Origin of the sequence: Thioalkalivibrio versutus (assembly GCF_001999325.1) — a bacterium.
In the GTDB taxonomy this organism is placed as follows: domain Bacteria; phylum Pseudomonadota; class Gammaproteobacteria; order Ectothiorhodospirales; family Ectothiorhodospiraceae; genus Thioalkalivibrio; species Thioalkalivibrio versutus.
Genome location: NZ_MVAR01000026.1, coordinates 38,744 through 64,121, shown reverse-complemented (window position 1 = coordinate 64,121; position 25,378 = coordinate 38,744). Strand labels below are relative to the sequence as shown.

At 64.9% G+C, this 25,378-nt stretch carries 24 protein-coding genes and 1 tRNA gene; 17 read left to right on the top strand and 8 right to left on the bottom strand.

The window, feature by feature from the left end; all coding sequences use genetic code 11:
• Positions 1-93 precede the first annotated feature (93 nt).
• From icd to clpA, 3 genes are all read left to right on the top strand, one after another.
• Positions 94-1,350 carry an NADP-dependent isocitrate dehydrogenase gene (icd, locus tag B0684_RS10175; RefSeq protein WP_018169784.1) on the top strand — a complete coding sequence of 419 codons (1,257 nt, stop codon included), beginning with the start codon at positions 94-96 and terminating at the stop codon, positions 1,348-1,350.
• Positions 1,351-1,455: 105 nt separating this feature from the next.
• Positions 1,456-1,782 (top strand): ATP-dependent Clp protease adapter ClpS, encoded by a 327-nt coding sequence (gene clpS, locus B0684_RS10170; protein ID WP_018650138.1) that lies wholly within the window; start codon positions 1,456-1,458, stop codon positions 1,780-1,782.
• Between the two features lie 5 nt (positions 1,783-1,787).
• Positions 1,788-4,058 (top strand): ATP-dependent Clp protease ATP-binding subunit ClpA, encoded by a 2,271-nt coding sequence (clpA, locus tag B0684_RS10165; protein ID WP_018169782.1) that lies wholly within the window; start codon positions 1,788-1,790, stop codon positions 4,056-4,058.
• Between the two features lie 94 nt (positions 4,059-4,152).
• Here clpA and infA read toward each other — a convergent pair whose 3' ends face one another.
• Positions 4,153-4,371, bottom strand: a complete 219-nt coding sequence (gene infA / locus B0684_RS10160; protein ID WP_012982660.1) for a translation initiation factor IF-1 — start codon at positions 4,369-4,371, stop codon at positions 4,153-4,155.
• Between the two features lie 198 nt (positions 4,372-4,569).
• Here infA and fabD point away from each other — a divergent pair, with 198 nt between their 5' ends.
• The 10 genes from fabD (at position 4,570) to B0684_RS10110 (ending at position 13,319) form a co-directional block, all read left to right on the top strand.
• Positions 4,570-5,514: an ACP S-malonyltransferase gene (fabD, locus tag B0684_RS10155; protein ID WP_077277021.1), complete on the top strand. Its 945-nt coding sequence runs from the start codon at positions 4,570-4,572 to the stop codon at positions 5,512-5,514.
• Positions 5,515-5,564: 50 nt separating this feature from the next.
• Complete coding sequence (fabG, locus tag B0684_RS10150; protein WP_018169780.1) at positions 5,565-6,302, top strand: 3-oxoacyl-ACP reductase FabG; 738 nt, start codon at positions 5,565-5,567, stop codon at positions 6,300-6,302.
• Between the two features lie 128 nt (positions 6,303-6,430).
• Positions 6,431-6,670, top strand: a complete 240-nt coding sequence (acpP, locus tag B0684_RS10145) for an acyl carrier protein (protein ID WP_018145676.1) — start codon at positions 6,431-6,433, stop codon at positions 6,668-6,670.
• A gap of 129 nt (positions 6,671-6,799) precedes the next feature.
• Positions 6,800-8,020, top strand: coding sequence for a beta-ketoacyl-ACP synthase II (fabF, locus tag B0684_RS10140; protein ID WP_018145677.1), 1,221 nt, complete (start codon positions 6,800-6,802; stop codon positions 8,018-8,020).
• 15 nt (positions 8,021-8,035) lie between these two features.
• On the top strand, positions 8,036-9,385 hold the full coding sequence (locus B0684_RS10135; RefSeq protein ID WP_018169779.1) for an aminodeoxychorismate synthase component I: 1,350 nt from the start codon (positions 8,036-8,038) through the stop codon (positions 9,383-9,385).
• Positions 9,382-10,194: an aminotransferase class IV gene (locus B0684_RS10130; protein WP_018650139.1), complete on the top strand. Its 813-nt coding sequence runs from the start codon at positions 9,382-9,384 to the stop codon at positions 10,192-10,194. The genes B0684_RS10135 and B0684_RS10130 overlap by 4 nt, the downstream gene beginning before the upstream one ends.
• A complete protein-coding gene (gene mltG / locus B0684_RS10125) occupies positions 10,181-11,215 on the top strand; it encodes an endolytic transglycosylase MltG (RefSeq protein ID WP_018169777.1) in 1,035 nt (344 codons plus the stop codon). Before B0684_RS10130 ends, mltG begins: the two co-directional genes overlap by 14 nt.
• Before the next feature lie 17 nt (positions 11,216-11,232).
• Positions 11,233-11,886 (top strand): dTMP kinase, encoded by a 654-nt coding sequence (gene tmk / locus B0684_RS10120; RefSeq protein WP_018169776.1) that lies wholly within the window; start codon positions 11,233-11,235, stop codon positions 11,884-11,886.
• A 7-nt stretch (positions 11,887-11,893) separates the two neighbouring features.
• A complete protein-coding gene (locus tag B0684_RS10115) occupies positions 11,894-12,883 on the top strand; it encodes a DNA polymerase III subunit (protein WP_018169775.1) in 990 nt (329 codons plus the stop codon).
• Between the two features lie 97 nt (positions 12,884-12,980).
• Complete coding sequence (locus tag B0684_RS10110; RefSeq protein WP_017941553.1) at positions 12,981-13,319, top strand: PilZ domain-containing protein; 339 nt, start codon at positions 12,981-12,983, stop codon at positions 13,317-13,319.
• 84 nt (positions 13,320-13,403) lie between these two features.
• Here the strand turns inward: B0684_RS10110 and B0684_RS10105 are convergent, their stop codons facing one another.
• Positions 13,404-14,537, bottom strand: coding sequence for an aminotransferase class V-fold PLP-dependent enzyme (locus B0684_RS10105; protein WP_018650140.1), 1,134 nt, complete (start codon positions 14,535-14,537; stop codon positions 13,404-13,406).
• A 360-nt stretch (positions 14,538-14,897) separates the two neighbouring features.
• On the opposite strand from B0684_RS10105, the gene B0684_RS10100 reads away from it, so the two are divergent.
• Together B0684_RS10100 and B0684_RS10095 are read left to right on the top strand one after the other, a co-directional pair.
• A complete protein-coding gene (locus tag B0684_RS10100) occupies positions 14,898-16,268 on the top strand; it encodes a KamA family radical SAM protein (RefSeq protein WP_018650141.1) in 1,371 nt (456 codons plus the stop codon).
• Positions 16,269-16,306: 38 nt separating this feature from the next.
• Positions 16,307-17,665 (top strand): adenosylmethionine--8-amino-7-oxononanoate transaminase, encoded by a 1,359-nt coding sequence (locus tag B0684_RS10095; protein ID WP_018169772.1) that lies wholly within the window; start codon positions 16,307-16,309, stop codon positions 17,663-17,665.
• 253 nt (positions 17,666-17,918) lie between these two features.
• Here B0684_RS10095 and B0684_RS10090 read toward each other — a convergent pair whose 3' ends face one another.
• The 5 genes from B0684_RS10090 to uvrB all read right to left on the bottom strand — a co-directional run bounded on the left by B0684_RS10090 (position 17,919) and on the right by uvrB (position 22,985).
• Entirely contained in the window at positions 17,919-18,671 is a 753-nt protein-coding gene (locus tag B0684_RS10090; protein WP_018169771.1) for an S-methyl-5'-thioinosine phosphorylase, read from the bottom strand.
• 22 nt (positions 18,672-18,693) lie between these two features.
• Complete coding sequence (locus B0684_RS10085; RefSeq protein WP_018169770.1) at positions 18,694-19,245, bottom strand: hypoxanthine-guanine phosphoribosyltransferase; 552 nt, start codon at positions 19,243-19,245, stop codon at positions 18,694-18,696.
• A 140-nt stretch (positions 19,246-19,385) separates the two neighbouring features.
• Entirely contained in the window at positions 19,386-19,754 is a 369-nt protein-coding gene (locus B0684_RS10080) for a DsrE family protein (RefSeq protein ID WP_018145688.1), read from the bottom strand.
• Positions 19,755-19,868: 114 nt separating this feature from the next.
• A complete protein-coding gene (gene nagZ / locus B0684_RS10075) occupies positions 19,869-20,912 on the bottom strand; it encodes a beta-N-acetylhexosaminidase (RefSeq protein ID WP_018650142.1) in 1,044 nt (347 codons plus the stop codon).
• Between the two features lie 42 nt (positions 20,913-20,954).
• Positions 20,955-22,985 carry an excinuclease ABC subunit UvrB gene (gene uvrB / locus B0684_RS10070; protein ID WP_018650143.1) on the bottom strand — a complete coding sequence of 677 codons (2,031 nt, stop codon included), beginning with the start codon at positions 22,983-22,985 and terminating at the stop codon, positions 20,955-20,957.
• An 84-nt stretch (positions 22,986-23,069) separates the two neighbouring features.
• Here uvrB and B0684_RS10065 point away from each other — a divergent pair, with 84 nt between their 5' ends.
• Both B0684_RS10065 and B0684_RS10060 read left to right on the top strand, forming a co-directional pair.
• Positions 23,070-24,260 carry a pyridoxal phosphate-dependent aminotransferase gene (locus B0684_RS10065; RefSeq protein ID WP_018650144.1) on the top strand — a complete coding sequence of 397 codons (1,191 nt, stop codon included), beginning with the start codon at positions 23,070-23,072 and terminating at the stop codon, positions 24,258-24,260.
• Between the two features lie 83 nt (positions 24,261-24,343).
• Positions 24,344-24,419, top strand: a tRNA-Asn gene (locus B0684_RS10060).
• A 66-nt stretch (positions 24,420-24,485) separates the two neighbouring features.
• Here the strand turns inward: B0684_RS10060 and B0684_RS10055 are convergent.
• Positions 24,486-25,367, bottom strand: a complete 882-nt coding sequence (locus tag B0684_RS10055) for a c-type cytochrome (RefSeq protein WP_077277024.1) — start codon at positions 25,365-25,367, stop codon at positions 24,486-24,488.
• Positions 25,368-25,378 lie beyond the last annotated feature (11 nt).

Here is a 25,378-nt window from a genome sequence, read left to right as displayed (position 1 = left end):
ACTGGTTCGGTCACCGGAAAACCCGGCCCGGCATGTATAATCAGGTCATACGTGATTAACGATTCATCTACGAGATCCGCACAAGGAGTTGGCATGGCCTATCAGCACATTCAGGTCCCGGAGAAGGGCGAACGCATCACCGTCGACGACCAGGGGAAGCTGCAGGTGCCGGATCATCCGGTGATCCCCTACATCGAAGGTGACGGGATCGGTGTGGACATCACCCCGGTGATGCGCCGGGTGACCGATGCGGCGGTGGAAAAGGCCTACGGCGGCAAGAAGGCCATCGAGTGGATGGAGGTTTACGCCGGCGAGAAGGCGACGCAGGTCTACGATGACGACTCCGGGCTGCCTGACGAGACCCTGGAGGCGGTGAAGGACTATCGCGTGTCGATCAAGGGTCCGCTGACCACCCCGGTCGGTGGCGGCTTCCGCTCCCTGAATGTGGCCCTGCGTCAGAAGCTGGATCTGTATGTCTGTCTGCGCCCGGTGCGCTATTACGACGGCACCCCGAGCCCGCTGAAGGAGCCGGAGAAGACCGACATGGTGATCTTTCGCGAGAACTCCGAGGACATCTACGCCGGGATCGAGTTCGAGTCGGGGACCCCGGAGGTCAAGAAGGTCATCGACTTCCTGCAGGACGAGATGGGTGTCACCCAGATCCGCTTCCCGGAGACCGCCGGGATCGGTGTGAAGCCGGTCTCCAGCGAAGGCACCAAGCGCCTGGTGCGCAAGGCCATCGAATACGCGATCGATAACGATCGCCCGTCGGTGACTCTGGTGCACAAGGGCAACATCATGAAATTCACCGAAGGTTCCTTCAAGGCCTGGGGCTACGAGCTGGCACGCGAGGAATTCGGCGCGAAGGATCTGGACGGCGGTCCGTGGCAGACCTTCAAGAACCCGAAGACCGGGCGTGACATCGTGATCAAGGATGTGATCGCCGACGCCTTCCTGCAGCAGATCCTGCTGCGCCCGGAGGACTACTCGGTGATCGCGACCCTGAACCTGAACGGCGACTACATCTCCGACGCCCTCGCGGCCCAGGTGGGTGGTATCGGCATCGCGCCGGGGGCGAACCTGTCCGACAGCACGGCGATGTTCGAGGCCACGCACGGCACGGCGCCCAAGTATGCCGGTCAGGACAAGGTGAACCCGGGGTCGCTGATCCTGTCTGCCGAGATGATGCTGCGGCACCTGGGCTGGTCGGAAGCGGCAGACCTGGTGGTCAAGGGCATGGGTGGAGCGATCAGTGCCGGCGAGGTCACCTACGACTTTGCGCGGCAGATGGATGGCGTCGAGCCGATCGACTGCTCGGCCTTCGGCGAGGCGATGATCAAGCACATGTGAGGGTCGGGTGGTCGGAGTGTCCGTAAGGGCACTTGGCCTGAACCCGGAACCAATCGAGGATGACGACTAACAAACGAGTAACCGCTGAAGGCGTAATTTCGACCGATGAGTAATGACAAGCCCCAATCCCCCGATCGAGACGACTCGGTAACGGTCGAAGAATCGAGGCCGGAGCTCAAGCCACCGCGACAGTACAAGGTGGTGTTGCTCAACGACGATTTCACGCCGATGGAGTTCGTGATCGAAGTACTGGAGACCTTCTTCAGCATGGATCGCGAGAAGGCCACCCGGGTCATGTTGCACGTGCATACGCGTGGCAAAGGCGTATGCGGCATCTTTACCCGGGATGTGGCCGAGACCAAGGTGGCGCAGGTGAACGACTATGCCCGCAGTCATCAGCACCCACTGCTTTGCTCGATGGAGGAGGTCTGACTCCCATGCTCGACAAGGAACTCGAATTCAGCCTGAACATGGTCTTCAAGGAGGCCCGCGAAAAGCGTCACGAGTTCGTGACGGTTGAGCATCTGCTGATGGCGCTGGCGCAAAACCCCAGCGCTGCCACGGTGCTGCGGGCCTGCGGGGGCGATCTCGATCGCATCCGCGACGAGCTTGCGGCCTATATTGACGAAAACACGCCGCGCATCCCGCCGAGCGATTCGCGCGAGACCCAGCCAACCCTGGGCTTCCAGCGAGTGCTGCAGCGGGCGGTATTCCATGTGCAATCCAGCGGGCGCAAGGAGGTCTCCGGCGCCAACGTGCTGGTGGCCCTGTTTGGAGAGCAGGACAGCCAGGCCCTGTACGTGCTGGGTCAGCAGAACATCTCGCGTCTGGACGTCGTGAATTTCATCTCCCACGGCATCTCCAAGGTCGGCGAAGACGAACTCGGGGCCCAGCCCAACCCGGGCGAGTCCCAGGCTGAGCCGGTGGAGGGTGAGCGCGAAGAAAAGACCAACGCGCTGCAGCTCTACGCCGCCAACCTGAACGACAAGGCGCGCAAGGACGAGATCGACCCGCTGATCGGGCGCGATCACGAAATCGAACGCACCATCCAGATCCTCTGCCGCCGCCGCAAGAACAACCCATTGCTGGTGGGCGAGGCCGGCGTGGGCAAGACCGCGATCGCCGAGGGTCTGGCGCGCCGCATCGTCGATGAACAGGTACCGGACGCGATCGCGTCTGCCACCGTCTATTCGCTGGATCTGGGCGCGCTGGTCGCCGGCACAAAGTACCGCGGTGACTTCGAGAAGCGTCTGAAAGGCGTGCTCGCCCAGCTCAAGAAAGAGCCGGGCGCGGTGCTGTTCATCGACGAAATCCATACCATCATCGGGGCCGGCGCGGCCTCCGGCGGGGTGATGGACGCCTCCAACCTGATCAAGCCGATGCTCGCCTCGGGCGAACTGAAGTGCATCGGATCCACCACCTATCAGGAATATCGCGGCATCTTCGAGAAGGACCGGGCCCTGGCGCGGCGCTTCCAGAAGATCGAGGTGCCGGAGCCGACGGTGGACGAGACCGAGCAGATCCTGCGCGGCCTGAAGTCCCGCTTCGAGACGCACCACAACGTGCGCTTCACCAAGCCGGCCCTGCGCGCGGCAGCGGAACTGGCCGATCGCTACATCACCGACCGTTTCCTGCCGGACAAGGCCATCGACCTGATCGACGAGGCCGGGGCCAGCCGGCAGTTGCAGCCGGTCAGCCAGCGCAAAAAGACCATCGGCGTACAGGACATCGAGACGATCGTGGCCAAGATCGCGCGCATCCCGCCGAAGTCCGTCTCCAGTTCCGACAAGGAGACCCTGCGCCACCTCGATCGCAACCTGAAGATGACCGTCTTTGGACAGGACGAGGCCATCGGGACGTTATCCACCGCGATCAAGATGGCCCGCTCCGGGCTGGGCGACATGGACAAGCCGATCGGCTCGTTCCTGTTTGCCGGGCCGACCGGTGTCGGCAAGACGGAGGTCACGCGCCAACTGGCGCAGCAGATGGGCATCCATCTGGCCCGCTTCGACATGTCCGAGTATATGGAGCGGCATACCGTATCGCGCCTGATCGGGGCGCCGCCGGGCTATGTGGGCTACGAACAGGGAGGGTTGCTGACCGATGCCATCCTCAAGCATCCGCATTCGGTGCTGCTGCTGGACGAGATCGAGAAGGCCCACCCGGACGTGTTCAATGTGCTGCTGCAGGTGATGGATCACGGCACGCTGACCGATGCCAATGGGCGCGAGGTCGACTTCCGCAACGTGATCCTGGTGATGACCACCAACGCGGGGGCCGAGCAGGCCAGCCGTCCATCGGTGGGCTTTACCAAGCAGGATCATTCCAGCGATGCGATGGAAGCGATCAAGCGCACGTTCACGCCGGAGTTCCGCAACCGCCTGGATGCCACCATTCAGTTCGGGCCGCTGGACGAGGCCACCATCCTCAGCGTGGTCGACAAGTTCCTGATCCAGCTGCAAGCCCAGCTCGACGAGAAGAAGGTGCATATGACGGTCGAGCCGGAGGCGCGTGCCTGGCTGGCCGAGCACGGCTACGATGTCAAGATGGGCGCGCGCCCGATGGCGCGTACGTTGCAGGAGTACATCAAAAAGCCGCTGGCCGACGAGCTGCTGTTCGGGCGACTGGCCCACGGTGGCGAAGTGGTGGTCCGATTGGGCGAGGCTGGTCTGGAGCTGGACATCCAGGAAACCGCGGTGCCGTCCTGACGCGGCTCGCCGATCCGGCGTTACCGGGCCCCCGGGAGGGCCCGCAAACGAAGAAGCCCCGGTCCGGCCGGGGCTTCTTCGTTGGAGAGGGAATTTACTTGTTGCGGTAGACGATACGACCCTTGGTCAGGTCATAGGGCGTCATCTGCACGATCACCTTGTCACCGCGCAGGATCCGGATGTAATGCTTGCGCATTTTTCCGGAGATGTGCGCCGTGATCGTGTGCCCGTTTTCGAGCTCCACCCGGAAGGTGGTGTTGGGGAGCGTTTCGACTACAGTGCCCTCCAGCTCGATTTCGTCTTCCTTCGCCATACGGTCCCTCTCGTATTGAATCAAGGTGCGACATTATCCGGATGCACCGGCGGAACACAAGTCACGTGGCGGCTTTCGGGGGGACATTGCACCCCCCGGCGACGGACCAGAACCGGTCCCTGCGGATGGGGCGGGGTTTGCCGGGGTGTACGTGACCGCCTACACTACGCGCGCTTTCACGCGCGAGATCTGTAACGAATGACAACTTCTTGGGCCGCCGTATTTCCGGGGCAAGGGTCCCAGTCCGCCGGCATGCTGGCCGATCTGGGCGATGACCACGCCATTGTCCGCGACACCTTTCAGGAAGCGTCGGATTGCCTCGACGCGGATCTCTGGAGCCTTTGCCAGCATGGTCCGGTGGAACAACTCAACCAGACCGAGTGGACACAACCGGTGATGCTGGCTGCCGGGGTCGCCACTTGGCGCCTCCTGACCGAACAAACGGACGCCCGCCCGCAGGCCGTCGCGGGCCACAGCCTGGGCGAGTACAGCGCCCTGGTCGCCGCCGGCGTCCTGCGCTTCCCGGATGCAGTACGCCTGGTCGCCGAGCGCGCCCGGGCCATGCAGGCTGCGGTGCCGGAAGGTGAAGGCGCGATGGCGGCCATCCTTGGGCTCGACGATGCCGCGGTACACGCGCTTTGCCTCGAGCATGCCGGAGGCGAGATCCTGGAGGCGGTCAATCTGAACGCGCCGGGGCAGGTCGTGATTGCGGGCAATGCCACTGCGGTGGATCGGGCCGTAAGCGCCGCCAAGGATGCTGGTGCGAAGCGCGCTCTGAAGCTGCCGGTCTCGGTCCCGTCGCATTGCGCACTAATGCGCCCGGCCGCGGAACGCCTGCAGGCGGCCCTGGACGGCACCAGCTTTCAGTCCCCCACAATCCCGGTCTGGCAGAATGTGACTGCCGCGCCGACCGATGCCGCCGCGGCCATCAAGGAAAATCTGGCCGCGCAGCTGTATCGCCCGGTGCGCTGGGTCGAGACCATTCGCGGCTTGCGCGGGCAGGGCGTGGCGGTTCAGGTTGAATGCGGGCCGGGACGCGTCCTGACCGGTCTTGCCAAACGCATCGACCGCGAACTGGAGCTGTTCGATGTCGCCGACCGCGATACCCTGAAGGTCACGCTCGAACGTCTGGCCGCAGGCTGATCGACCGATCGCGACGGCGGCTTCCTCTCATTTGAAGTAAAGGCACAACCATGTCCGACAGCAAACGTGTAGCCCTTGTAACCGGTGCAAGCCGCGGAATTGGCGCGGCCATTGCCCGCCGTCTGGCGGAGCAGGGCCTGCAGGTGGTGGGTACCGCGACCAGTGCGTCCGGCGCCGAGCGGATCACCGAAACCCTGAAGCAATGGGGCGGGCGCGGCATTGCGATGGACGTTACCGACGCGGACTCCGTCGCGACCGGCCTGCAGGCGATCCAGGAACAGGAGGGTCCGATCGAGGTGCTGGTCAACAATGCCGGCATTACCCGCGACAACCTGTTCATGCGCATGAAGGACGCGGAATGGGACGCGGTCCTCGACACCAACCTGTCCGCTGCCGTGCGCCTGACACAGCGCCTGCTGAAAGGCATGATGAAACTGCGCCGCGGCCGCATCATCCTGGTGGGTTCGGTCGTGGGCTCCACCGGAAACGCCGGCCAGACCAACTACGCCGCCGCAAAAGCCGGCCTTGCGGGATTTGCCCGCTCCCTGGCGCGCGAGGTCGGCAGCCGCAGTATCACCGTGAACACGGTCGCACCGGGTTTCATCGATACCGACATGACCCGGGAACTGGGCGATGACACCAAACAGGCCCTGCTCGGACAGATTCCGCTGGGGCGCCTGGGGGCGCCGGAAGAGATCGCCGCGGCCGTCGGTTTCCTGGCCTCCGAGGAGGCCGGATACATCACCGGCGAGACCCTGCATGTGAACGGCGGGATGTTCATGCACTGATCACGACGGGTCGGCTGCAGGCCGCCCGCACGGCCCGCTGCGCGGATCGCTAGATCGCGGCGGGGCTTTTCTCTAGAATGGCGGACCTTTCAACGAAGCCGCCTCACACTGAAGGGGATTTCTGAACCATGAGTAGCATTGAAGAACGCGTCAAGAAAATCGTTGTCGAGCAGCTGGGTGTCAAGGAAGAGGACGTGACCAACGCGGCCGGCTTCGTCGACGACCTGGGTGCGGATTCGCTGGACACGGTGGAACTCGTCATGGCGCTCGAGGAGGAATTCGAAACCGAAATCCCCGACGAGCAGGCGGAAAAGATCACCACCGTGCAGCAGGCGATCGATTACATCAACGAGCACATGAAGGACTGATTCGACGCCTCCGGGCGCCGATCAGGACGACGCGAACGGGCCTTCCTGCGCGCAGGGCGGCCCTTCGTCGTTGCGCTGAGCGCGTAATTTCAGTCTTTCGAGGAGAACACATTGGCTAAGCGACGTGTCGTGATTACCGGACTGGGGATCGTCTCCCCGGTCGGATCCACTATCGACAAGGCCTGGAGCAACATCAAGGCCGGCAAGAGCGGCATTTCCCCCATCGATGTCTTCGATGCCTCGGACATGCCGGTGAAGATTTCCGGCGCGGTCCGGGACTTCGAGGCCAATGACTACGTCCCGCCGAAAGACCAGAAGAAGATGGATACCTTCGTCCTTTACGGGATCGCGGCGGGGCTTCAGGCCCTGGATGACTCCGGGCTGGAAGTCACCGAGGAGAACGCCGAGCGGATCGGGGTGGCCATTGGCTCCGGCATCGGCGGGCTGCCCTATATCGAACGTTCCTACGGCGCGTATCTGAAGGGCGGGGCGCGCAAGATCTCCCCATTCTTCGTGCCCAGTGCGATCATCAACATGGTGGCGGGGAATCTGTCCATCATGCGCAACCTGCAGGGCCCGAATATCTCCATCGTCTCGGCGTGCGCCACTGGCACCCACAATATCGGCGACGCCGCTCGCATGATCGCTTATGGCGACGCCGATGCCATGGTCGCCGGCGGGGCCGAGATGGCCACCACGCCACTGGGCATTGGCGGCTTTGCTGCCGCCCGCGCGCTGTCCACTCGCAATGATGATCCCGAGCGCGCCTCGCGTCCCTGGGACAAGGATCGCGATGGCTTTGTGCTGAGCGATGGCGCCGGTGTGATGATGCTCGAGGAGTACGAGCACGCGAAGGCCCGCGGGGCCCACATCTACTGCGAAGTGGCCGGCTTCGCCTGGAATGCGGATGCGCACCACATGACGCAGCCGGTCCAGGATGGTTCCGGTGCCGCCAAGTGCATGCATCGTGCCTTGAAAGATGCCGGTGTGAATCCGGAAGAGGTTGGGTACATCAATGCTCACGGAACCTCGACCCCCGCGGGTGACCTGGCGGAGACCCAGGGCCTGAAGAAGGCCTTCGGCGATCATGCCTACAAGCTCATGGTCAACTCCACCAAGTCGATGACCGGCCACCTGCTGGGTGCCGCCGGCGGGATCGAGGGTGTGTTTACCGCCCTGGCGCTGCGCGATCAGGTGTCACCGCCGACCATCAACCTGGATAACCCGAGCGAAGGGTGCGACCTGAACTACGTGGCCAACGAGGCACGCGAGATGAAGACCAAGGTCGGCCTGTCGAACTCCTTCGGTTTCGGGGGCACCAACGGCACCCTGGTGTTCCGCAGCATTTGACGTTGCGGCGCCGCCATGGCGGTCCATGAACTGGCCGCCGGGGTCGACTTCGCGGCCCTGGCGCGGCGATTCCCAGAGCGCTATCCCCACCTGCTGGAGTCGGCCCTGATCGGGCAGGCTCCCGCTCGTTTTTCCATCCTGTTCGCCTTCCCCGGCCGCACGTTGTCCAGTGCGGCCGGGGAAGACGTGCTTGGCGTGCTGGACCAGGATCTCTCGAGCACACCACCACTCGACCCCGAAGACGCCGCATATGCCCATCTCCCGTTCCTCGGGGGATGGTTCCTGTACGCCGGCTACGAACTGGCCTGGCGCATGGAGCCGGCCCTGGGTGACTGCCGATCCGACCCCTGGCTTCCGGATGCACTGGTGACCTATTTTCCGGCGGCACTGGTCCACGATCACCACGAGGGGACGACCTGGTTCGTCGACGAGGCAGGCGATTACGCGCGTTTGGAGCGGGTGGAGTCGGACTGCGCGACAGTCCGGGGCCAGCCGAGTCCCGCATCCGAGCCGCTGCCCGCCCTGGCCCTTCAGGAGGAGGACGCCCAGCGCTATCGCGACGCAGTGATGAAGGGTCTCGAGTACATCCGGGCCGGCGACACCTTTCAGGTCAATCTGTCCCGCGAATGGCGTGCCACCGCCACGCAGCCGCTGGATCCGGCGGGGCTGTACACCCGCTTGCGCGAGGCCAATGCCGCGCCGTTTGCCGCATGGCTGCAACTCCCCGGCGCTCACGTGATCAGTTCCTCGCCTGAACGGCTGGTGTCGGTGGAAAACGCCATGGTCGAGACCCGGCCGATTGCGGGGACGCGTCGCCGCGATCCGGATGCGGAAGAAGACCGGCGTCTTTTCAGTGAGTTGACGTTCAACATCAAGGAACGCGCCGAGCATGTCATGCTCGTGGATCTGGAACGCAATGATGTCGGGCGCGTGGCCGAGATCGGTAGCGTGCGCGTGGCGGAGCTGATGACCATCGAGAGCTATCGCCGGGTGCATCACATCGTCTCCAGCATTGTCGGGCGCCTGCGCCCGGGCACCACCACGGCCGACATCCTGCGCGCGGTCTTTCCGGGCGGCACCATCACCGGCTGCCCGAAGATCCGCAGCATGCAGATCATCCAGGAACTGGAACAACAGGCCCCGCGTGGGGCCTACACCGGCGGCTGCGGGTACGTCAGCCGCCACGGCCGCATGGATACCAATATCCTGATCCGGACCCTCGTCGTTCGGGGGAACGAACTGCGTTTTCGGGCGGGAGCCGGCATCGTCGCGGACTCCGATCCCGAGCGCGAGCTGGAGGAGACCCGGCACAAGGCACGCGGCCTGCTGGAGGCGCTGCAGGGGGCGGGGGAGAAGAGCCCATGATCCTGGTGAACGGCGAGCGCGAGGGGCGGGTATCGCCATTGGATCGCGGGCTACTCCTGGGCGACGGCCTGTTCGAGACGCTACGGGTGCGACAGGGCCGACCACAGCTATGGCCCTACCACTGGGCCCGCCTGACGCGCGGGCTGGAGCACCTCGGGTTTCCGCAACTCGGCGAGACCGAGGTGCTGGACGAGATTGCCCGAGTGGCGACCCTGCCAGCCTGCATGGTGCGCCTGACGGTGACCCGGGGTGAGGGGCCAAGGGGCTACGCGCCGCCCGCGGCACCGGCACTGACTCGGATCGTCAGTGCCGGTCCGGCGCTGGACGACACCGCCCCCACTGAACGCGAACCCCTGAGCCTGGGTTGGGCCGCAGTGCCGATCGGCGTAAACCCGGCGCTCGCGGGTCTCAAGCACACCAGTCGCCTGGAGCACGTGATGGCCCGGCGCAGCTGGCAACCGGGCTGGGACGAGGCAATCCTCCACGATGCGCTGGGGCGCGTGGTCAGCGCCACGCAGGGGAATCTCTGGCTGCGCGAAGGGTGTACCTTGCTCACCCCGCCGGTGGATCAGTCCGGGATCGCCGGTACGCGACGCGCCTGGGTCCTCGAGCATGCCGAACGGTTCGGGTTCGAGGTGATCGAGGCGTATCCGGAGCGCGCGCGTATCGGGCGCGCCGATGCGCTCTATGTCAGCAACGCGCGTATCGGGATGACCCCGGCCGTGCTGTCCGAAGGGGACAAGCGGGGGCCTGCGTGGCAGGATGATCCGCTGTATTCAATGGGAATTGCATTGCATGAAGCGGATTAGCCTCGCTGTCCTGGCGCTCCTGGTCGTTCTGGCCCTGGGCGCCGCCTGGTGGCTTAGCGAACACTACCAGGCGCAGCTGGATACGCCGATGGCGCTGGACGCCTCGGAACGCTTTCAGTTGGAACCGGGGCAGGGGTTGCGTTCGGTGAGCAGGACCTTTGCCGAACGCGGCTGGGTGGATTCTGCCTGGGTGCTCGAGGCCTATGGACGGCGTCAGGGCATTGCACCGCGTCTCCAGGCAGGAGAATACGCCGTGACGCCGGGCATGACCCCGCGCGAACTGATCCATGCGATGGCTCGCGGCGAGGTGGTACAGCATCGCCTCACGTTCCCGGAGGGCTGGACCATCCGCCAGGCGCTGGCCGCGCTGCGCGAGCACCCGGAACTCATCGGGCCCGCCGAATCGGTCGGGGTCGACAACCTGCTGGAGGCACTGGGGCTCGAGGACCTGGCACACCCGGAGGGATGGTTTCTTCCGGACACCTATTTCTTCGGCTCCGGAACCGAGGCCCTGACGGTGCTGCAACGCGCCCACCAGGCGATGCGCCTGCACCTGGACCGCGCCTGGGAGGACCGAATCGAGGACCACCCGGTGAATTCCCCCTATGAGCTGCTGATCCTTGCCTCCATCATCGAACGCGAGACCGGGCGCGGGGACGAGCGTGACCGGGTGGCCGGGGTGTTCGTGAATCGGCTCAAGCGCGGCATGCGCCTGCAGACCGATCCCACCCTGCTGTACGCGCAGGAACCCGGCGTACAACGCCTGACGCGCGCCGAACTGGACCGCGATCATCCCTACAACACCTATACCCGTGCCGGGCTCCCGCCAACGCCCATCGCCCTGCCGGGGCGCGCGGCCTTGCAGGCGGCGGCACGTCCGGCCGCAACCAATGACCTGTTCTTCGTCTCGCGCGGCGACGGCAGTCATCATTTCTCCGAGACCTATCGTGAACATCGCGAGGCCGTGATCCGCTACCAGCTGGGCGGGGATGGCAGCCGCTACGGCATACGCAACCGGTAACTGGAGACGCCCTGCACATGGAACGCTCGCCCCATCCCGGCCACTTCCTGGTCCTCGAAGGCATCGAGGGCTCGGGCAAGACCACCCAGATCGAGCGTCTGGACACCGCGCTGCGCGCTGCCGGACACCCGGTGCGCAACACCCGGGAGCCGGGCGGGACCGCCCTCGGCGAACGCCTGCGCGGCCTGCTGCTGGACCCCGATCTGCCGGGCATGTGTGCCGAGTCCGAGCTGCTGCTGATGTTCGCCGCGCGGGCCCAGCACCTGCACGAGGTGATTCGGCCGGCTCTGCAGGCCGGCGATTGGGTGCTTAGCGACCGCTTTACCGATGCCTCGTTTGCCTACCAGGGGGCTGGGCGGGGACTCGGCTCCCAGCGGGTCGCGCAGCTGGAGGACTGGCTGCAGGGCGATCTCCGCCCGGATCTGGTAATCCTGCTGGACATCGACCCACAGACCGGGCTCGATCGAGCCGTCCAGCGCGGCCGGCGAGACCGCATCGAACGCGAGGCGCTGGACTTCTTCGAGCGCGCACGCCAGGCGTATCGGGAACGCGCCAAGCGAGCGCCGGGACGCTATCTGGTCGTGGATGCATCCGCGGACCCGGACACGGTAGCCGAGCGCATCCTCGCGGGCGTGCGCGAGCGCCTGCCGTTGCACGCGCTGGAGGGTTAAGGGGGCCATGGCTGCGCCAGTCACCGACGATACCCTGCCGCCCTGGCTGCAAAAGCCGTGGGAGGCGCTGGCGCGGCGCGGGCGCGAAGGGCGCCTGCCCAGCGGTCTGCTGGTTCATGGCGCTCCGGGCGTTGGCAAGGCACTGCTGACGCGGGCGCTGGTCCAGGCCCTACTGTGCCAGCGCGCGACGGGCACCGAGCCGCCGTGCGGCGAATGCAACGGCTGTCGCAGCTTCCTTGGTGGTGTACACCCCGAGGTGATGACGCTGGAGCCGGAGGAGGCGGGCAAGGAAATCCTGATCGCGGCGGCCCGCGAGGCGATCGAGTTTCTCTCGCTATCCGGTTCGGGCGGGCTGCGCAGCGTGATCATCCGCCCGGCCGATGCCCTGAACACGAATGCGGCGAATGCGCTGCTGAAGACCCTGGAGGAACCCCCGCCCAGGGCCATGCTGATTCTCGAGGCAGCGCAGCCGGCGCGCCTGCCAGCGACCATCCGCAGCCGCTGCCAGATGGTCGAGATCGCCACGCCGGGGCCTGCCGAAGCAACGGACTGGCTGCGCGGGGCCGCCGATGACCCTGCGGCAGTGGACGAGGCCTATGCCGCCAGTCTCGGGCGTCCGCTGGCCGCCCGCGAGATCCTGACCGACCCCGACCGTATGGCGCGCTGGGAACAGGACCGCGAGGCCCTGACCCTGCTACTGCGGCGCCCCGGGGTGACACCGATGGCCAGTGCCATGCAACGCAGCCTGCCGGAATCCCTGATCCCACGAATCCAGGCCCTGCTGGTTGCGGCCCAGCGCCTGCTCGTGAACGGCGAGCCGGACGCGTTTGGCCGGCAGTTCCCGCGCGATCGACTCGAGGACTTCGCGCGCCGCATGGGACCGCGGCGGCTGGCCGAACTTTCGAATCAAGCGCTCGGCTGGCAACGCCAGGCCTCGCGCCAGCTCAACCCGCAGCTGCGCATGGAAGACATCGCATTGAGCTTCCTCGAGCAGTAAGGCGTCACACGCCACGAGTACAGTCGGGGTGGCGCGGTATCGGTGCGATGGGCGATACTGCCAGACCCAGTACGATTTCAGGTCACACGGAGGGTCTATGGCCGGGCAGGGCATGCTCACCTTGGCAATCAAGGAAAAACCCGCGCTGTATGCGGCATACATGCCGTTCGTGACCAATGGCGGTCTATTCATCCCGACCGACAAGGCCTACAAGCTCGGAGACCAGGTCTTCCTGCTGCTGTCACTCCTGGAGGATTCGGATCGCCTTCCGACCCCTTGCACGGTGGTCTGGATTACGCCACCGCGCGCCCAGGGCAACCGGCTGCGGGGCATCGGCGTGCAGTTCAACAAGTCGGACAAGGGTGTGACCCACCGCCGCATTGAGGAACACCTGGGCGGCATGCTGAACTCCGACCGGAAGACCCATACCTTCTAGAAGAGACGTCCTTGCGGACGACGCCTCGCGCCCTTGGGGCGCGCTCCCACGCGCGTTACCACCGGCCGTTCTCCGCCGTACCTCTCAGCGTACCGTAGCCGCGCCGGCTTCTCGGATGGCCTCGCCCAGATACTCCAGCGCCTGGTCGATCTGCGCCCGCGTCAGGTAGAAGTGGGGCGCAAAGCGGATCCCGCCGCCTCGCATGGCACACAGGATGCCGCGCCCCTGAAGCCTCGCGTATAGCGCTTCCAGGTCATCCACCGGCGGTCGGAACGTCAGGATGCCGGCACGCCGGCCGCGCGGTGTCAGGATTTGGCAGCCGTGCGCACGCAGGCCTTCTTCCAAATGTAGCCAGTGCTCGCGGATCTCGTGGTCGATGCTGTCCAGCCCGACCTCCAGCAGAAGGGAGAGACTGGCGTGCAGGGCGTGAATCCCGAGCATGTTCGGACTGCCCGGTTCGAAACGCCGTGCACTCGTGGCGGGCTCGATCCCCGGGTTCGAGAAATCGCCGGCATGCGCCAGCATGTTCCAGCCATATTCCTGCAGCGTCAGCCGTTCGCGGATCTCCGGGTTTACGTAGAACACCCCGATTCCCTCGGGCGCCAGCATCCACTTGTGGGCATCGGCCATCACGAAGTCGGCATGGCAACCCGGGGCATCGAAGGGCAGGGCGCCCAGGTGCTGGATCGCATCAACACAGAACAGGATGCGCCGCGAGCGCAGTTCCGCACCCAGCGCCTGGATGTCGACCCGCAGCCCGGAGTCGTAGCGCACAGCACTGGTGGCCACCAGGCGGGTCCGCGCATCACATGCGGCCAGCAGGTCGCGCTCCGGTTCCTCGCCAATGGCGACCTCGCGCGCCTCGATGCCGAAACGCTCTGCGGCGGCCAGCCAGACGACACGATTGGACGGGAACTCGTGCGCCGGGAACACCACATTGTCGCCCGGCTGCCAGTCCAGGCCGAAGGCCACCATCGACAGCGCCTCGGACGTGTTCTTCACGAAGGCAATGTCCTCTGCGGACGGCGCCCCGATCAACGCCCGTGCGAGTTCCCGCGTCGCGTCGATTTGCTGCAGCCACTGCAGGTAGTCACGCGAGCCATGGGCCACGTTCTCCCGGGCGAAGCGGCAGACCGCGTCCTCGGTGCGCCGGGGCCAGGGGCCCACGGCGGCATGATTGAGGTGGATGATCCCTTCCTGTGGAAACTCCGGGTGCATGCGATCCTCCTTGGCGGGAGCCAAAGGGTAACCCAGTCAGGCGAGGCTTAGAACACCCGGAGAGACGCAGCCGAAGGAGCCCGCCTGCGCACCCGGCGCATCAGCCGCGCCCGGGAACTGGTTGTGAAAATGCGCTCAAGTTGTTAATTTAACGGCTTCTGAAGGTCCCGCTACCCCGCCCATCGACAGCGGCACGGGTCAGCATCTTACTCGCAGCTCTTCCGGACGCCGTTCGCGTGCGAATGGTCATCCCGTATTCCTAGAGCTTGAGCGCCCCGAACGTCCCGGGATACACGCGCATCCTCGCCCATCGCTGCGGCGAGGCACTCCAATTTCAGTTTGTCGGCACAGGAGTCGCGGATGAATTCCGTTGTCCAGTTCTATCGTGATCCCCAGCTTGGTGCGGTCGAGCCGCGCGAGTTCCGCGTCTTTAATGAACGCTCGATCGAACGCATCCCGGCCTTGGCCAGCCTGCCCGAGGCCATACGCTTCGAGATGCAGGTCGTTGCCAGCGTTCTTCCGTTCCGGGTCAATGACTACGTGATCGAGGAGCTGATCGACTGGAGCCGGGTTCCCGACGACCCAATCTTCCAGCTGACCTTTCCGCAACGGGACATGCTGGCCCCCGAGGCCTTCGAACGTATGGCGGTTCTGCATCGCCAAGGGGCAGGGCGGGCCGAGATCCAGGCCCTCGCGCGCGAGCTGCGCGAGGAGCTCAACCCGCATCCAGCCGGGCAGATGGAGCTCAACCGCCCGAGCGAGGAAGCGGGCGAGGTCATCAACGGCCTCCAGCACAAGTACCGTGAAACCGTGCTGTTCTTCCCCGGCCAGGGCCAGACCTGCCACAGTTATTGCACCTTCTGCTTCCGCTGGGCCCAGTTCGTCGGTGACAAGGAGCTGCGCATCGCCAGCACCGATGCCGCGTTGCTGCACGACTACCTGCGCGGCCATCCGGAGATCAGCGACCTTCTGATGACGGGTGGCGACCCGATGGTAATGAAAACCAAGCACCTGAAGGCCTATCTTGAGGCCTTGCTGGAGCCGGAGCTGGCCCACATACAGACCGTACGGATCGGCACCAAGGCCCTGACATTCTGGCCTTACCGATTCGTGACCGACTCGGATGCGGACGAACTGCTGCGTCTACTGGAACGGCTGGTCGAGGCGGGCAAGCACGTGGCCCTGATGGCGCACTACAACCATCCGAATGAACTGCGCACCCCGATTGCCCACGAGGCCATCCGCCGTGTGCGCGACACCGGCGCCGAAATTCGCGCCCAGGGGCCCTTGCTCCGGCACATCAATGACGACGCCGAGGCCTGGGCCGAGCTGTGGCGCGAACAGGTACGCCTCGGGATCATCCCGTACTACATGTTTGTCGAACGCGACACCGGGGCACGGCGGTACTTCGAGGTCCCGCTGGCGCGCGCCTGGGAAATCTACCGCGAAGCCATGAAACAGGTCTCGGGGCTCGGGCGCACCGCCCGCGGCCCCTCAATGAGCGCCGAGCCCGGCAAGGTGGAGATCCAGGGCGTTGCCGAGATCCAAGGTGAAAAGGTCTTCGTCCTGCGCTTCATCCAGGCACGCAACCCCGACTGGGTCCAGCGGCCGTTTTTTGCGCGCTACGATGACCAGGCCACCTGGCTCGATCAGCTCAAACCCGCCTTCGGCGAAGATCGCTTCTTCTTCGAGAACGAGCTGGCCACGATGAGGGCGGAATCCGCTCATTGAGCCCGCCTTTGTTGAACGGGTTTGGCACAATGCGCCCTATGGATAACAACACCCTCAAGAACCGCGACCTGCGCGCCCTCTGGCATCCCTGCACCCAGATGAAGGACTACGGCGAGGAGGGGACCCTCCCGCTGCTTCCGATCCAGCGGGGGGAGGGTGTCTGGCTGTACGATTTCGACGGCAATCGCTATCTGGATGCCATCAGTTCGTGGTGGGTGAACCTGTTCGGTCACGCCAACCCGCGCATCGGTGATGCGGTCAAGGACCAGCTGGACCGGCTGGAGCATGTGATCCTCGCCGGCTGCACCCACGAGCCGGTGGTCGAGTTGTGCGAACGCCTGATCGACATCACCCCCGAAGGCCTGGACCGGGTGTTCCTGGCGGACAACGGCAGCGCCGGGGTCGAGGTCGCGCTGAAGATGAGCTTTCACTACTGGCGCAACGTCGATCGCCCGCAGAAGACCCGCTTCATTCGCCTGTCCAACAGCTACCACGGCGAGACCCTGGGCGCCTTGTCCGTGAGCGATGTACCGCTGTACAGCGCAACCTACGAACCGCTGATGCTGGACGTCATCACCGTGCCGGCACCGGATTGTTTCGACCGCGAAGACGGCGAAACCTGCGCCGATGTGGCGCGTCGCCAGTTCGACCACATGGAACAGGCGCTGGCGAAACATGCCGATGAGGCCGCCGCGGTCATCGTGGAGCCCCTGGTCCAGTGCGCCGGCCACATGCGCATGTACGACCCTGAATACCTGCGGCTACTGCGCGAAGCCTGCGACCGTCACGGCGTCCACCTGATCGCCGACGAGATCGCAGTCGGCTTCGGGCGCACGGGCACGCTGTTCGCCTGCGAACAGGGGCCAATCACGCCCGATTTCATGTGCCTGTCCAAGGGCCTGACCGCCGGCTATCTGCCCATGGCAGCCGTGTTGACCACAGATACCATTTACCAGGCGTTTTACGACGATTACGAAAAACTCAACATGTTCCTGCATTCGCATTCCTATACCGGGAATCCGCTCGCGTGCAGGGCCGCACTTGCCACACTGGACATCTTCGATTCCGATCCCGTTCTTGAGAGAAACCGGGAACTTGCCGCCCATATCGAGAAACGACTTGAATCCTTGCGGGAACATCCGCATGTCGCCGACGTGCGTCAGCACGGCATGATTGCAGCGGTGGAACTGGTGCAGGACAAGTCCCGGCGCACCCCGTATCCGTGGCAGGAACGTCGCGGACTGCACATCTATCGCCACGGCCTGACACGCGGTGCGCTGTTGCGACCACTGGGGAACGTGAGCTATCTGATGCCGCCGTACGTGATCACCGAGGAACAGATCGACTTCCTCGTCGAGGTGATGACCGAGGGGATCGAAAAGGCCGTGCGCGCCTGACGTGCGGGATCAGGCCTAAACGGGAACGGGATTGGGCCTGGCGCAGGCCAGGCCGCGTTCATGACTTCGGCGGGAACATCCCGGTCATTCCGCTCGAGACACGCCCATCTTCAATGTCGCATAATACATATTATGTTAAATCGTGGATAAGTGACCGTGTTGGTCGCCTTAGCGAGTCCCTGGACCATGCACGTGCGGTAGCCCGGCGCGGGTTCTCTCCCCGGCCGGACTCCGGATTGTTAACGCCTTGGAGTCAGGAAAGACTGCTGATCACGCGCGTCAGGATCTGTTTCACCCGGGCCATGCCGACATCAAGATTCGCGGCGATGTCGTTCATGGTGATCTCGCCTTCGGCGCGTCCGGCCGCCCAGTTGGCGATTACGGCACAACAGGCGTAGTTCAGCCCCAGTTCACGCGCCAGTGCCGCCTCGGGCATGCCGGTCATGCCCACCAGATCGCAGCCGTCGCGTTCCAGGCGATCAATCTCCGCGGCCGTCTCCAGGCGCGGTCCCTGCGTGGCCCCGTAGGTCCCGTGCTCCACGGCCTCGATACTCAGGTCGTCAATCGCGCGGATCAGCGTCTGGCGGACGCTGTCGCTATAGGGCCAGGTCATGTCGATGTGGGTGACCTCTTCCAGGTCTTTCCCCTCGAAGAAGGTATTCGCCCGTGACCAGGTGTAATCGATGATCTGATCGGGGATCGCGACCATACCCGGCTTCATCTCTTCGCCAATCCCGCCGACTGCAGCCACGGCCACCACGTTGTCGATCCCGGCATTTTTAAGCGCCCAGATATTGGCGCGGTAGTTCACCTCGTGCGGCGGGATGGTATGCCGGGCCCCGTGCCGTGGCAGAAACACGATCTCGGTGTCGTTCAGGCGGCCGAACACCAGCGGCCCCGAGGGTTCGCCATACGGCGTGTGCATTACCTGGCGCCGGGTGATCTCCAGATCTTTCAGCTGGGTCAGGCCGGTGCCGCCGATGACGGCGATACGGGGTGTGGACATGAGCGCCTCGGACGTCAGTGGTTTATTGGTCGGCCACGGCGAAGATGCCGGGCGCATTGCGCAGATAGTCCTGATAATCCATACCGTACCCGAACAGGTAGCGGTTGGGGGCCTCCAGGGCGGCGTAGTCGACGGTGATCGCCGGGTCCCGCTCCGGGTTGTGCTTGTCCACCAGGACGATGGAGATCACCTGCGCCGCACCCTGCTCCTCGCAGAACGTCTTGATTCCCTCCAGGGTGATCCCGCCGTCGAGGATGTCATCAACGACGACGACGGTACGGTCCTTGAGCGACGCCTGCGGACGTGCCAACCAGTGCAGCTGATCGCCGCCGCGCGTGCCACCGCGATAGCGCGTGGCGTGCAGGTAATCGACCTGCATGGGAAACGACCAGCGGGTCAGCAACCCGCCCATCAGCACCACACCCCCGTTCATTACGCCCATGACCAACGGATTGCGGTCCTTCAGCGAGGCGGCCGTGCGTTCCGCCAGGCGGTCGATCGCCGTCTCGACGGCATCGCGGCTGAAGAGGCAGTCGGCGTCGCGCAGCGTGGCTCGGGCCTGTTCCGGGCTCATGGCATGTCCTGAGGGTGTCGATGCGGGGAAATCATGTCCGAGCGCCGAAGATTCGGCAAGGTTGGCCTCGCCTTTTCGGAGCCCTGAAACGCAACCGGCCGGCACAAGGGCCGGCCGGCTGAAAACGAACGTCGATAACCTTAGTAGGTAAAGGTGACCGTGTCGTCGTCCATCGCTTCGGAGATGACGTAGGCGCCGCCCACGGTTTCTTCGATCTCCGGAATCAGGTCGTTGCCCCACAGATCCAGCGTCGGGGTGCAGACCTTCATTACGACGCCGGCTTCGTGGGCGTCCTTCATGAAGTCGTAGACGCTCTTGCTGGAGCCTTCCTGCACGAACAGGTTCTCGGCAACGCCCTTCTTGGCGAGCTCGCCAGCACGGCCGGTCATCACGATTTCAACGTCGTATTCCATGGCGGCAGCCACGGTGGCCTGGAAGAACGGGGCACCCAGTTCGGAAGCGTTGCTCGGGTCGGTGTTGACCATGACGATCATGAGCTTATCGGCCATTTTGGATCTCCAACTTCAGTGGTGAGTGTGAATATTACTAGCTGCTCAACTGCAAACCGGTGGCGCATTATAGGCGGCTCGGCACGCGGGTGCCAATGCGCCCTTTCCATGGGGTTATGCCGTGGCGATCTGGCTAGCTTGAATCCAGTGCGTCAACTGCGCGCGCAATGCGACGAGACGCTGTGGATCAAGCTCCACTGGGCGCGCGCGCAAGCGTTCCAGTCGGCGCCGCGATTCAGGTGGCAGCGGCTGATCCGCCTGGGCGGCAAGGATGATGTCGGCTTGTTCCGGCTGGTTGCAAATCAGCACCATGTCGCAGCCGGCCGCACGTGCGGCCGCAGCGCGCTCGGCGGGCCCGCCAATGCCCTCCGCTCCAGCCATGGCGAGGTCGTCGCTGAGGATCGCCCCGCGGTAGCGCAGTTCGCGGCGCAGGATGTCCTGCAGCCAGACGCGCGAGAAGCCCGCGGGATGTTCATCCACCTGTGGGTATACGACGTGGGCCGGCATGATGGCCTCGAGGTCCCCAAGCACCGGGCGAAATGCCTCCAGATCCTGATTCTCGATCTCGGAGAGTGGACGGTCGTCGACCGGCAAGGCCACGTGCGAATCCGCGGCAACAGCCCCGTGACCCGGGAAATGCTTGCCCACGGCCGCCATGCCGGCCGCGGACAGGCCCCGGATCAACTCGCCGGCCAGGCGCGCGATCACGTCCGGGTCATAATGGAAGGCACGATCACCGATGATCTCGCTGATGTCGAGGTCGCGATCCAGCACGGGGGTAAAGCTGAAGTCGATGTCCACCGAGCGTAGCTCGCGCCCGAGAAGTTCGCCGGTCGCATGCGCGAGCTCGCAGGCCTTGTTGCGGTCGTAATCGTGGACATGGCCCAGCTGACGCATCGGCGGGATGGCGGTGAAGCCATCGCGCAGCCGTTGCACCCGCCCGCCCTCCTGGTCCACCGCAATCAGGATGCCGGGGCGCTCGGCGCGAATGGCGGCGACCAGCGCGCTCACCTGCTCCGGAGCGCCGACGTTGCGGGCGAACAGGATCACGCCGCCGGTGGCGGGATGACGCAGGCGTTCACGGTCTTCGGGAGTCAGTTCGGTACCGGCGACATCGAGCATCACCGGACCCAGGGGCAAGGGGTCGTTCTTGGACATTACTCAGGGGCTCGATTCGGCGCTCCCGCGGGAGCCATCTTTTCAGGATAGCGAGGCTTCGGGGAGAAAGGCGAGTGCCTTGAGCTTTTCGATGCGGTTGCGAATGCGGGCGGCCTCCTCGAACTCGAGGTCGCGGGCCTTGGCAAACATCTCTTGTTCCAGGCGCTCGATCTCCTTGGTCGCATTCTCCGGCGCGCCCACGTAATCGGCGCCCTCCTCCGCCACCTTCCGGCCTCGTCGGCCACCGGCGCCGGGCATCGCGTTGCGCGCCTCCAGGATGTCCGCAACGTTCTTGCGAATGCCCTTGGGCGTGATCCCGTGGGCCTCATTGTGCTCGATCTGCTTGGCCCGGCGGCGCTCGGTCTCGTCGATCGCGCGCCGCATGGATCCGGTCACCTTGTCGGCGTACAGGATCGCCTTGCCGTTGACGTTGCGCGCGGCGCGGCCGATGGTCTGGATCAGCGAACGATCGGAGCGCAGGAAGCCCTCCTTGTCGGCATCCAGGATCGCCACCAGCGAGACCTCCGGCATGTCCAGGCCTTCGCGCAGCAGGTTGATCCCCACCAGCACATCGAACTCGCCCAGGCGCAGGTCGCGGATGATCTCCATGCGCTCGACGGTATCGATATCCGAGTGCAGGTAGCGCACGCGTACCCCGTGCTCGGACAGGTAATCCGTCAGATCTTCGGCCATGCGTTTGGTCAGCGTGGTGATCAGGACGCGCTCATTGCATTCGACACGATCGCGAATCTCGGAGAGTGCGTCGTCCACCTGGGTACCGGCCGGGCGGATCTCCAGGATCGGGTCCAGCAACCCGGTCGGGCGCACCACCTGGTCCACGATCGCGTCGGCATGCTCACGCTCATAGGGCCCCGGGGTGGCGGAGACGTAGATCGTCTGCGGCTGCAAGGCCTCGAACTCCTCGAAACGCAGCGGCCGGTTGTCCAGCGCCGATGGCAGGCGAAAGCCGTATTCCACCAGCGTCTCCTTGCGCGAACGGTCGCCCTTGTACATCCCGCCCACCTGCGGGACCGACACGTGCGACTCGTCGATCACCAACAGCGCATCCTTGGGCAGGTAGTCGAAAAAGGTCGGTGGCGGCTCGCCCGGGGCGCGGCCGGAGAGGTAGCGCGAGTAGTTCTCGATGCCGTTGCAGTAGCCGATCTCGAGGATCATCTCCAGATCGAACAGCGTGCGTTGCTCCAGCCGCTGTGCTTCGACCAGCCGGTCTTCCTTGCGCAGAAAGTCCAGGCGCTCCTTCAATTCGTCGCGGATGTGGTCCACCGCCCCCAACAGGGTTTCGCGCGGCGTCACGTAGTGGGTCTTCGGGTAGATCGTCAGACGCGGGACGGTGCGCAGCTGCTCGCCGGTCAGGGGGTCGAAATACGACAGGCGTTCCACCTCGTCGTCGAACAGCTCGATGCGCACGGCCTCGATGTCCGATTCCGCCGGGTGGATGTCGATGACTTCGCCGCGGACGCGGTAGGTCGCACGGCGCAGCTCCGCATCGTTGCGGGTGTACTGCAACTCCGCCAGGCGCCGCAGCAAGTCGCGCTGGTCAATACGCTCGCCGCGCTCCAGATGCAGCACCATGGAGAGATACTTGCGCGGATCACCCAGGCCGTAAATCGCGGAGACCGAGGCCACGATGATCGCATCGCGGCGCTCCAGCAACGCACGCGTGGCCGACAGGCGCATCTGCTCGATGTGGTCGTTGATCGACGCGTCCTTCTCGATATAGGTATCCGAGGATGGGACGTAGGCCTCCGGCTGGTAGTAATCGTAGTAGGAAACGAAATACTCCACCGTGTTGTTCGGGAAAAACTCCTTGAATTCCCCGTACAATTGGGCGGCCAGGGTCTTGTTTGGTGCCAGGATAATGGTGGGGCGCTGGATATTCTCGATCACATTGGCGATGGTGAACGTCTTGCCCGACCCGGTGACCCCGAGCAGGACCTGATGTGCCAGGCCCGCCTCGAGGCCTTCGGTCAATGCCGCGATCGCCGCGGGCTGGTCGCCAGCCGGCTGGTATTCGGACACCACCTGGAATTGTTCGCCTTCGCCTGGCTGCACCTTATCCTCCGCGCCTGATTTCAGTATCATTTCGCACCCGACCGCCCGCGCGGCCCTTCGCCCCGATCACACAGAGGCCCCACCTTGGAAATCGAGCTCTCCGACCGCGTCCAGCGCATCCAGCCCTCCCCCACTCTCGCCGTCAGCGCCCTGGCCGCCCAGCTGCGAGCCGAGGGTCGGGATATTGTCGGGCTGGGGGCCGGAGAACCGGATTTCGATACCCCCGAGCATATCAAGCAGGCCGCGGTCGACGCGCTTGCCCGCGGAGAAACCAAGTACACTCCGGTGGACGGAACGGTCAGTCTCAAGGCCGCCATCATTCGGAAATTCGATCGCGACAACGGCCTGACGTTCACCCCCGACCAGATCCTGGTCTCCTCCGGCGGCAAGCAGAGCATCTTCAACCTCTGCCAGGCCCTGCTGAACCCGGGCGACGAAGTGGTGATCCCAGCCCCCTACTGGGTCTCCTACCCGGATATCGCCCTGCTCGCCGGTGCCCGGCCAGTGGTCGTCAGCGCAGAGCAGGAAGCCGGCTTCCGCATCACCGGCGCACAGCTGGAAGCGGCGATCACCCCGAACACCCGCCTGGTGTTCCTGAACAGCCCGTCCAACCCCACGGGTGCCGCCTATTCGGCCGAGCAACTGACGGAACTGGCCGAGGTCCTGCGGCGCCATCCGCGCGTCGTCATCGCCACCGACGACATGTACGAGCACATCCTGTTCGGCTCCACGCCGTTCGTGAACATCGTCAACGTGGCCCCGGACCTGCTGGACCGTACCGTGGTCCTGAACGGCGTTTCCAAGGCCTACGCGATGACCGGCTGGCGTATCGGCTACGCCGGTGGACCGAAGAACCTGATCGCGGCGATGAAGAAGATCCAGTCGCAAAGCACCTCCAACCCGACTTCCATTGCCCAGGCCGGGGCCGAGGCCGCACTCGATGGCGATCAGGACTGCGTGGTCGCCATGTGCTCCGCCTTTGCCGAGCGGGCACGTCGTGTGGTCGACGGCCTCAATGCCATCGACGGCATCGAGTGCCTGATGCCAGACGGTACGTTCTACTGCTTCCCGCGCGTCACCGGATTGATGCAGGCCGCGGACATCGATACCGATGTGGCCCTGACCAAGCAGCTACTGGACGAGGTGGGGGTGGCCCTGGTGCCGGGCAGCGCCTTCGGGGCCCCGGGCCATGTTCGCGTCTCGTTCGCCACCAGCGTCGCTCAGCTCGACAAGGCCCTGGAACGCCTGCGCCAGTTCGTGGCCAACCACAGCTGAGGCCGCGAACGGCGGTAAAACGCGAAGGGCGGCCAGATTTTCCTTGACGCCCCCGCCCCGCCCCATTAGCATTTGCGCCCAATTCCCCGGTAGCTCAGTTGGTAGAGCGGGTGACTGTTAATCACTAGGTCGGCGGTTCGAGCCCGTCCCGGGGAGCCAGATACAGGAAAAGGGCCAGGTCATTGCGACCTGGCCCTTTTTCGTGGTGCGTACAGCGGGTGCCGATTACTCGGGATCGTGTTCGATGGGCTCCAGAGAACCAATATAAATCGCGATGGCGCGGCGATCGGCATCGGTCAGGTGGGCAGTACCGTGGTCGATCACGTCGGCCATGCCGCCGCCGGCAAAATCGCCGTCGCGGGTCAGGCCCATCTCCAGATAGCGCGCGATATGCCGCTCCCCCCAGCGTCCGATGCCGGTTTCGCGATCCGGGGTGATATTGGAGGCAACGTCCCCGTCGGGCAGTCGGGCGCCGGCCCCAATGCGCTTGAGGTCCAGACCACCGGTCCGCGTGCGCGGAGTATGGCACTCCATGCAGTGTCCAAGGGCGTTGGCGAGGTAGGCCCCACGGTTCCATTCGTCCGACTGCTCGGGGTCCGCCTCGAAGGTGCCCGGTTCGAAATGCAGCCACTTCCAGCCCATCAGGGATGACCGGAACCGGGCATACCAGACCAGGTCATGCGGGGTGTTTTCCCGAGCGACGGGCTCCACCTCGGATTGCAGAAAGGCCCACAGGGCTTCCACGTCTCGCGGCTGCATCTGGGTGTACGACGTATATGGAAAGGCCGGATAGTAGTGCCGTCCGTCCGGGCTGCGGCCCTCCAGCAGGGCGCGCTTGAAGTCCTCCTCCGACCAGCCCCCGATACCGTCCTCCGCATTCGGGGTGATGTTCGGACCATAGAACACGCCAAACGGGCTCTCGATCGCACGCCCGCCGGCCAGGAATTCCCCGTCTTCTGCCGTGTGGCAGGTCACGCAGCCACCGGCTCGCAAGACGTACTCACCGTAGGCGATCTGCTCGTCGGTGCCCGCGGACGGGTCGTGCTCGCCAATCTGCACCCCTGCCTGCACCGTGGCCGCCGATCCAACCAGAAAAAGGGCTGACAGGCAGGCTGTCA

Coding starts and splice junctions, on each gene's coding strand:
- icd (WP_018169784.1), top strand. CDS start 94: ATGGCCTATCAGCACATTCAGGTCCCGGAGAAGGGCGAACGCATCACC.
- clpS (WP_018650138.1), top strand. CDS start 1,456: ATGAGTAATGACAAGCCCCAATCCCCCGATCGAGACGACTCGGTAACG.
- clpA (WP_018169782.1), top strand. CDS start 1,788: ATGCTCGACAAGGAACTCGAATTCAGCCTGAACATGGTCTTCAAGGAG.
- infA (WP_012982660.1), bottom strand. CDS start 4,371: ATGGCGAAGGAAGACGAAATCGAGCTGGAGGGCACTGTAGTCGAAACG.
- fabD (WP_077277021.1), top strand. CDS start 4,570: ATGACAACTTCTTGGGCCGCCGTATTTCCGGGGCAAGGGTCCCAGTCC.
- fabG (WP_018169780.1), top strand. CDS start 5,565: ATGTCCGACAGCAAACGTGTAGCCCTTGTAACCGGTGCAAGCCGCGGA.
- acpP (WP_018145676.1), top strand. CDS start 6,431: ATGAGTAGCATTGAAGAACGCGTCAAGAAAATCGTTGTCGAGCAGCTG.
- B0684_RS10135 (WP_018169779.1), top strand. CDS start 8,036: ATGGCGGTCCATGAACTGGCCGCCGGGGTCGACTTCGCGGCCCTGGCG.
- B0684_RS10130 (WP_018650139.1), top strand. CDS start 9,382: ATGATCCTGGTGAACGGCGAGCGCGAGGGGCGGGTATCGCCATTGGAT.
- mltG (WP_018169777.1), top strand. CDS start 10,181: ATGAAGCGGATTAGCCTCGCTGTCCTGGCGCTCCTGGTCGTTCTGGCC.
- tmk (WP_018169776.1), top strand. CDS start 11,233: ATGGAACGCTCGCCCCATCCCGGCCACTTCCTGGTCCTCGAAGGCATC.
- B0684_RS10115 (WP_018169775.1), top strand. CDS start 11,894: ATGGCTGCGCCAGTCACCGACGATACCCTGCCGCCCTGGCTGCAAAAG.
- B0684_RS10110 (WP_017941553.1), top strand. CDS start 12,981: ATGGCCGGGCAGGGCATGCTCACCTTGGCAATCAAGGAAAAACCCGCG.
- B0684_RS10105 (WP_018650140.1), bottom strand. CDS start 14,537: ATGCACCCGGAGTTTCCACAGGAAGGGATCATCCACCTCAATCATGCC.
- B0684_RS10100 (WP_018650141.1), top strand. CDS start 14,898: ATGAATTCCGTTGTCCAGTTCTATCGTGATCCCCAGCTTGGTGCGGTC.
- B0684_RS10095 (WP_018169772.1), top strand. CDS start 16,307: ATGGATAACAACACCCTCAAGAACCGCGACCTGCGCGCCCTCTGGCAT.
- B0684_RS10090 (WP_018169771.1), bottom strand. CDS start 18,671: ATGTCCACACCCCGTATCGCCGTCATCGGCGGCACCGGCCTGACCCAG.
- B0684_RS10085 (WP_018169770.1), bottom strand. CDS start 19,245: ATGAGCCCGGAACAGGCCCGAGCCACGCTGCGCGACGCCGACTGCCTC.
- B0684_RS10080 (WP_018145688.1), bottom strand. CDS start 19,754: ATGGCCGATAAGCTCATGATCGTCATGGTCAACACCGACCCGAGCAAC.
- nagZ (WP_018650142.1), bottom strand. CDS start 20,912: ATGTCCAAGAACGACCCCTTGCCCCTGGGTCCGGTGATGCTCGATGTC.